Origin of the sequence: Pseudoalteromonas sp. OF7H-1, assembly GCF_022347825.1 — a bacterium.
Classification (GTDB): Bacteria; Pseudomonadota; Gammaproteobacteria; order Enterobacterales; family Alteromonadaceae; genus Pseudoalteromonas; species Pseudoalteromonas maricaloris.
This window is the reverse complement of sequence record NZ_JAKRFX010000033.1, coordinates 1-7999: the sequence shown is the minus strand read 5'-3', so window position 1 is coordinate 7999 and position 7999 is coordinate 1. Positions and strand designations below refer to the sequence as shown.

The 7999-nt window shown below is 39.2% G+C and carries 5 protein-coding genes and 1 pseudogene; 1 reads left to right on the top strand and 5 read right to left on the bottom strand.

What is annotated here, in order from left to right:
* The coding region (locus MHN30_RS23625) for a hypothetical protein (protein ID WP_239361296.1) at positions 1-220 on the bottom strand (220 nt) is incomplete at its 3' end.
* 305 nt (positions 221-525) lie between these two features.
* Positions 526-1830 (bottom strand): annotated as a pseudogene (locus MHN30_RS23620) (IS5 family transposase).
* Positions 1831-1980: 150 nt separating this feature from the next.
* Between MHN30_RS23620 and MHN30_RS23615 the strand changes: the two are divergent.
* A complete protein-coding gene (locus tag MHN30_RS23615; RefSeq protein ID WP_239361295.1) occupies positions 1981-2217 on the top strand; it encodes a hypothetical protein in 237 nt (78 codons plus the stop codon).
* Between the two features lie 225 nt (positions 2218-2442).
* Here the strand turns inward: MHN30_RS23615 and MHN30_RS23610 are convergent, their stop codons facing one another.
* The 3 genes from MHN30_RS23610 to MHN30_RS23600 all read right to left on the bottom strand — a co-directional run.
* A complete protein-coding gene (locus tag MHN30_RS23610; RefSeq protein WP_239361293.1) occupies positions 2443-2952 on the bottom strand; it encodes a hypothetical protein in 510 nt (169 codons plus the stop codon).
* Complete coding sequence (locus MHN30_RS23605) at positions 2949-7685, bottom strand: RHS repeat-associated core domain-containing protein (RefSeq protein WP_239361290.1); 4737 nt, start codon at positions 7683-7685, stop codon at positions 2949-2951. Before MHN30_RS23605 ends, MHN30_RS23610 begins: the two co-directional genes overlap by 4 nt.
* Before the next feature lie 75 nt (positions 7686-7760).
* The coding region (locus MHN30_RS23600) for a hypothetical protein (protein ID WP_239361288.1) at positions 7761-7999 on the bottom strand (239 nt) is incomplete at its 5' end.

Here is a 7999-nt window from a genome sequence, read left to right as displayed (position 1 = left end):
GGTGCGGTCCTGAACGCCCAGAGGTAGCCCTCGGACTCGTATTTCCACTACTATGCGGATATGCCTGACAATACTTTGCCCCTTCAACATTCCAATAGAAAGTCGTGCTTTCACCAACATCAATGACAGAAGGCGACCAGCTAAACTGCTTTACACTCATTTGCGCTTTTACTTGGAAGCTTCCGAGCAACAGTACAAACAAGAGCTTTTTGATGTCCATTCTCAATTGTCCACAATTTTAAAAGCGAAGAATTGTATAGAAAATAGGGAATAAATAAAAGTCTCAATGATAACAAACGTAACAACAGTTAAGCCTAATGGAGCCATTTAGGGATCTTGGAGGCTAAACCCAAGCGCTTACAAACGTGTCGCGAATTGACAGCGAACACCTAACCAAACGCTGAACAGGGCAAATTTACTCAGCTGGCCATAATTAGTCGGTTCTGAATATTGACGTTTTAATGCTTAGACTGGCAGTACAAGATCAGTCCAGTCTGAGCATGAGCTTTATCGACAGTGCTGTTATTACGCAGCGCTTTTCGCTGCTAATAACTGATATAAAATCCAGGCATAAAAAAGCCGCAGTTGGGTTAAGATTTTACGGCAGTTTTGGCCTACACCCGCAAGCACCGCATTCAGTTTGTCACCAAGCTTTCCTTTTAAGCGGTTAAGCCCTAAGTGACCATCTTGTTTCATGTGCCCGATGATTGGCTCTATCGCATTGCGTCGCTTGAGTTTTTTCTTAATGCTCGGCGTCACACCGCGCTTTTTCCCAGCAATATACACATCATAACGTTCTGCAAAGTGCCCGCGATAACCTCTATCTACAAAACCGTTGTATAGTCTTTTATCCGTGACGTTTTCTACTATTCTCAACGTTTCCCATAACGTGTCACCATCGTAGGGGTTACCGTGCATTGCATGAGCGCAGACCACAAACTGCTCTTTCAATGTTGTCGCGACACTCACTTTGACACCAAATTCATACGGCTTCGCGCTTTTTCCCTTGGAGATACATTCAACACTCGGCTCATGTAGGCTATAGAGTTTGTTTTTACTGCTTTCTCTTGCTTTAACAGCCGCTCGGCCTGTTGTAGGGCATGGATAAACGCCAGGCTTGGCTGCTCAGTGATTTTTCTCAAGATATCTTTCATCACCCGTCTAAGGTAGTTTTTCTGTTTTTTTTAATGTTTTCTTCATGCGTTTAAATTGCTTGGCATGGGCATAGCGCGCTACTTTTTGCGCGGTCTTAGGGCCAACTCGTTCATAACTTTGTCTAAGCCGAATACCGGCTTGCTTAACGAAACCAACCAGTTTATCACGGCATTTTTCTAGTAGTTTACTGTCTGTTGGATGGGCGATATTTTTCTCCATGACAGTGCTGTCTACGACTACTTCTCGCAAGCTTGAAGGCTTAATAGTATTACTTTTAAGACCCGCATCAACAGTTAACGACAGCATTAATTCAACTCCATCTTCGCCAATTCGCTTACGAAAGCATGTCATTGAACTTGGGCAGCAAGGCGGTTCATGCGTAAAAAATTGCATGCCACAAAAATATTGCCAGTACGGGTTTTCGCACCACATGGCTACCGTATTTTCGTCAGACAATTTGTGAATTTGTTTCAGGTATTCGAGACCCGCAAGCAGAGGAATAGGCTTGGCGCCAGCGCCTTTATCGCCATAATGCTGTTTAAATTCGACCTCTAGGCGCTGCCAATCAATGATTTTTTCCAGTTTCACCAGCTCATGGCGTGGCGAAACAATATCAATAAGCTCGATTTGAAACAGGTGCTTTTGTGGTGTTTGTATGGTTGGTTTTGGTTTCATTTTTACACTCAAATTGCAATGTTTTGGTTGTGTGATTCAAAAAAGTTGCAATTAGAGGGTAGTAAGATCGTTTAGTTCTTCAAGTAATTCAATAAATTAAGTTGATTTCAGGAGCGACTAATTCTTTAATTCCCTAACTAGCAAGTTAGAGTGGCTGTCCATTTAGCATTCCGATTCGCTAGAGAAGATTATGTTTGTACAACTCAGATTATGAAGGTCTATATCGACAAGCAAGTTATTGAAACTGCATCGGGTAGCTTATACAAAGCCATTGGCAAAGGCCAAGAAGCGATAGTCGAATTTGAAGATTTTGAGCTGTTGAGGAATGGTTTTAGTCCCAAACAAATTAGGCAAATGAACCGTAACTCTGGTTGTAAATTGCATTAGATGTCGATTGAAAACAAACTACAGCCACAGCAACCAGATAAAACAAAGCCCCGCGAGTGCGAGGCTTTGGATTCAAATATTGGAGCTTGCAGGGTCATTTGAGTGCAAAACGCAAGACCTGCCCCCTTAGACTCCTTATGCATTGACAATCCCCACCTCATATAACATACCGCAATAGCATAGGCTTTACAGTCAGGGAGCGTCTATATATTCCTGTATTAATTTTTACTCTTGTAACAAATATTTATCACCAAAAATATTTACTCTAACCATGTCATCTTCATTATTGAACGAAAAAGCATCTTGCATATCACCGAATACTATTGTCACTTCGTTTTCCATTAAGTCGAGGATTAACTCAAAATTATTGAAGAATTCTTCGACAGAGAGCAAAACTGAAGGAAAACTATAATCATGGATTGAAAATAGGAGCACTATTTCATTTTTTTTACTAATTAGAAATTCACCAAACTCTCGCAGCTCATTCTGCTTTAATTCCTTACAAACTGCTTTTTTAGTGAGAGGATTCAATACACTTCGAGCATCTCTAAATATTGCTTGCTTATATGCTTGGCCTTCAGAATACGAAACTAGCTGAACTGTACTTTCCAACGATAGCCCTTCAAAAAAGTTTATAAAGCGCTCTTGTTGATGAGTTATCTCACGCTGCTTAAACAGCGCAGCCTTCTTTATATCTCTTTTGAACTTGAGAGATGATTTTTCGAATGTTGTCATTGCTTAATATCTTCTTTAACTTTGTGTTCATTCTTTATTCTTGGTTGACCATTTCTGCCGGGCTGTTCACCTGCTTTAAGATTACCAACATCAATAGCAGGTTTATGGTCGGTAGTATTGTTTCCACGATCCTTAGAACCGTCTTGTATGCCTATATCAGTTTTACCATCCATTCCGACTTTTGTTTGCCCTCTGAGGTTTACTTCGCCATAAGTATTAGCTTGAACATTACTTGAAGCTTGACTTGTTGCAACTCTTGGATTTGTTTTTGCTCTTTGAGCTGCTCTCGAAGCTCTTCTTTTTGCCCTTGAAATTGTTTTGGGTTTGATACCCTTAGACAATTGAGCTTGTTCATCAGTCCAAACCCCTGTGCCTACTAAAATCGCTGCTGCTATTGCTGCTCCAGCATCTCCATCACGATTACTTTTCGGTGCTTCTCCATCAGGGTCGATGTATTTAAAGGGGTTATTGTATGCATAATTATATCGATTGAATCCATGAACATTTTCACCACGAGACATGTGCCCCAAGACATCAACCGGATCATTCGAATAGAACCGCCCAATCACTGGATCATAGTATCGTGCCTGCATATAACTTAGACCAAGCTCTTTATCAAACTTATGGCCGGTATAGCCTACATCATCTTTTGGCGTTTCCAACGTTTCACCAAACGGACGGTAGTGTTGACGACTATCAGCTTCCGACGTTGGTTTTACGTCGCCGTATTTGGCAATCAACTTTTTGCCTAGGTAAATATAGTTAACGCCATCACCCGTTATGGTATCGCCCTTTTCGCGATACAGCAAAGTGCCATCTTGCGAGTATAAGCTATAACTCGTTCCGCTTTGCTCTACTTGCTTAACGCGGCGATTGTGTCCGTCATATAAATAGGTGTTATTTTTCGCTGAAGTAAGCTGGTTTGCTAAGTTAAAGTTAAGCTGGTAAGCACCGTTATTAATGATATTACCGCGCGTATCATAACCTAAGTTAGCATATTTGCCGTTGGTGCCTGCTCCTTTAACGCTAGATAGTCGGTTTGTCGTTCTGTTGTATGTGTAGGTCAGGTTTCTATCTTTACTTGTATATGATTCTATATTTCCTAGCGCATCATATTTAATACTGCTGTTACCAATGGCCGTACCGCCTGTGACCGAGGTCAATCTATGTAGATCATCGTAAACTAGGCTAGTCAAGCTATAAGTGGGTTGCACTTCGTCCAAGATAGCGGTGACATTACCCCCTTTATCAAAGCTATAGTCTAGCTTAACGATATTTTTAGTATCTCGGCTGTCTTGGAGCACATCAGGCAGTAGGCTAGTTTGGTCAAGAGTTAGACTATGTGTAACTCCATTGCCGTAAGTAAAACCCTTTAACATCCCATTCGCGTAGTAACTGGCATCTGTAGCAAATTTAAGCTCGATGACATCAGTGCCTGCTTTATAGGTCACTGTGCGTGTCGGCTCACCATACCCATTTGGATTAAAGTACACTGTTGTGCCGTCAGGATAGGCCAAGTGGCTACGTTGCTGTAATGCGTTATAACCATAATCAATTTCTAAAGGGAGTTGACCTTTGATTAGAAGCTGCTCTACCTCTAGTAGGTTTTGGTTGTTATACACATAGCTATGGGTGACATCTCCTGCAGTCAACCCTGTCAAATTACCATTATTATCAAGAGTATAGGTAACTGAAGGTGTGTTACTGTTTTCAGGGTAGTTAATCTTATATAGGTCACCAACGTTATCGTAAACATACTCAATTGCATCAGCTGGTTTTGTTGCGACGCAATCAGTGTCTGTAACCCCTTCTTTTTTCCAAATCATTTGCCCTAGAGCATTATATCCAAATATTGTGTTACCCACATCCGGGCGTGTTATCACACAAAGGTTTTGGTTAGTATCATAAACTCGCTTTTCTACAGCTGAAACCGCCGTTCCATCACTACTAGACCCTGATTGTGTAATAGCTTCCACTTGGCCAAATAGGTTAACGGCTATGCTTGTATCTACCTCTTCGGGAGAGTCAATAAAGGTGGCAATCTTATATTCAGGAGTCCCAAATGCTTGATACGTTGTTGTGATAACGTTCGAGAGTGGATCCGTCACTTTAATTTTATTATCGGCTAGGTATTCATACTTAGTTTCACCAAGGCCCGATACACTTACTGTTTTTGTGCGACCTAATGCATCATAAGTCGTGCTGCTTCCTTTTGACTCAGTACTATCAGTACTAACAAATGAAGCAAAAGTCTGCCGATTTTGATAGTCATACTCAAAGTTTTGATATCGAACACTGGTTGTTGCATCTGCATTTGCAGTGTCATCTATAGTTTTAGTCTGGGTGAGTCTCAGTAAATTGTCGTAGGTTTCTACCACTTTTACAGAGGGAGTTGACTCTGTGCATTCTTTGAGTTCATTTAACTTACAACGCTTGATGGTACGGGTATTAGTTGTATCATCCCATTCAAACTTTGTGTCCATCCATTTATTACTTGATTCATCTTCAAGGTTAATAGATGTAACCCGTCCATCTTCGTCATATCCAAAATAGGCTGTATTTCCATTAAAATCTACTTCTTCAGTAATTTCTCCAAACAAACCAACCTTATAAGTTTTATTCACAAACCCATCTTCATATCTATTTTTTATTGCCAAGCTGGTTGCGATGCCGGCGTTATAGATAGAATACACCTCACTAATTTTATTTCCGGAGAATGAAGAACCGTTTCTCTCTATTTTATTAACATTACCGTCATCATGATAAGATAAATAGCTATACTGCTCCAAACCATTTTTCAAAAAAGAACTTTTCAGATATAGATTCGAAAAATTGTTATTTCCTGATGAGAACTTAGAGTATTTAGTTTCTGAAGTTTGTTTAGAACGAAGCTCATCTCCACTATAGATGGTGTATTCATTAGTTGTAGGTAAATTCAGCATCCAGTTTTCTTCATCATGGAAATAGCTTTTTTTGATGACAAATTTATCACCATTTAATTCCTGAATTATATTTTTTGCCACACCATATTTATTAAATTCTTTATACGTATTATTGTAAATAGTATTATCAATTTCCACACTATGAAATGAAAGTGCAACTTGTTGCTGAGACAAGCTCATGTTACTACCAGCTGAGCTATGCACAACCCCTAATGAAGTTGAACTCCAAAAATCAAACTTTTCTATTTTCTTGTCAGGTTCACCTAACTTTTCCTTCGTTTCAATTGCAAAAACTCTGCCTTGATAAGGGCTGCGGTTATCTCTATTAATATAGTACTTTTTAGAACTACCATCAGGCGCTTGTATTTTTGTCCACTTAAAGTAATATTTTATTATGTTATCAGGAGCGTCACCAGAGAAGATTTTTTTATCACTTACTTTAGAGATATCTTTTATTTCTCCGTAGGAAGAGTAGTCATTACGGGCTTTTGAGTATGTATACAACCACACATAGTTTTTATCTTTAGAATAATTTACTTCTTTTTTGGTCACACTCAAACGTGGTGAACAATAAGGCAAAGGACCAAAAGATGATGGATATGGTAAATTGACAGAGGAATCCCCTCTTTGTTGAACATAAAAGTTCGCGACAGCGTTACTCGGATGCTTTACTGTTAAGGTTTGCTTACTCAAGTTGACTAAGCCACAGCCAATCCTAAATTCAACTTCCTCACCTGAAGCTAATGCTAAATCCGCAGGCTCGGCGTCCACGTAATTAAGCTTGTATTTCCAACTTCGACCGCTGGGAAGAAAAAATTCAGTCTCAAGAGGGTCCCTCCATGATTTACTTTTATAATTTACTATAGTCCACTCTTTCTTTTCATCCGGACTTGACTCATTATAACCTCTTACGACGGTTGAGTTTTGAACATTTTTTCTATTAGATTCATCACCACCTTTTTCCGCTTCCAGAACCCTACCATCACTTGCAGTGATCTTTAAAGGTGAATAACTGTAATTAATCCAATTACCAAATTTATCTTCAACTCTCGTTAACTTAAGATCCGCTCTATATTGCCAATAAACTACATCTCTAGATGAATCTATAATCTGCCCCCACTCATTAAGCGTTGTAGATATACTAAAATCAGTAAAATAGTATTTATCTCCTGCTGGTGAATGTGCAACAAACCCTTCACTACCACCTTCCAAATAGCAAGAAATAATCCAATTATCCTTTGTTATATAAGGATATTCACTCTTTGACTTTCCCCACTTATCTTCATTCTTGACTAAAAGTGATTGAATCTGACCTGGTATATTTATCTCAAAATTCCCAGACACTTGTAATGCCTCTAGAAAGCGAACCTCGCTTCTATTGGATTTCAATTCTTGACTGCAAAACTTCTTATTCCTCCAAGATTCAGGCAGAGTGCTGGTATCTTCTGTTGAAGAAACAAATGTATAAGATATACGAGCTGTATCTACATACCACCCACGATAAAAAGGATAATTAGTATCATATCGATAATTTATCGACATTGGTAAATCAAAATTTCCAGGCAAGTTAATCTCATCATTAAAAAATGATACTCCACCGGACGCCATGTCTATACGCTCGTTAAACATACCATCACCGTAAGGGGAAACTGTTAGAGCGTTATTAACGCTATCAGAACTCCAACTCAAACCTATTCGGTGAGCATTTAAATTCGTAGCATCCCCCTCCGCATATGAAAAACAAGAAAACAAAATCATAGAAAAAAAAGTAAAAAACACTTTATTAATCATAAAAAACCACTTATCCGATAATTGGCAAATCTATTACTTACAACCTATTTAACACTGCAAAACTAATCATATAGTTTATTTATTTTCACTCTCTGCCACCGGACTCCCTAATAAATCTGTATGTATAAAGATGAGTTTTTTGGCACTTGGAAGAAATACCTTTTCCGCAAAGGAAGTATACTGTTGGTTAAAAACAGCCTTGGCACAAAGTTTTGGTTTAGTGCTATTGGTATCAATGACGATGGCCGCAATATACTTCTTCCATGTCACGCTAGCCGCGTTGCAACTCGTTGCTTTTTCAACAATGGCATAAC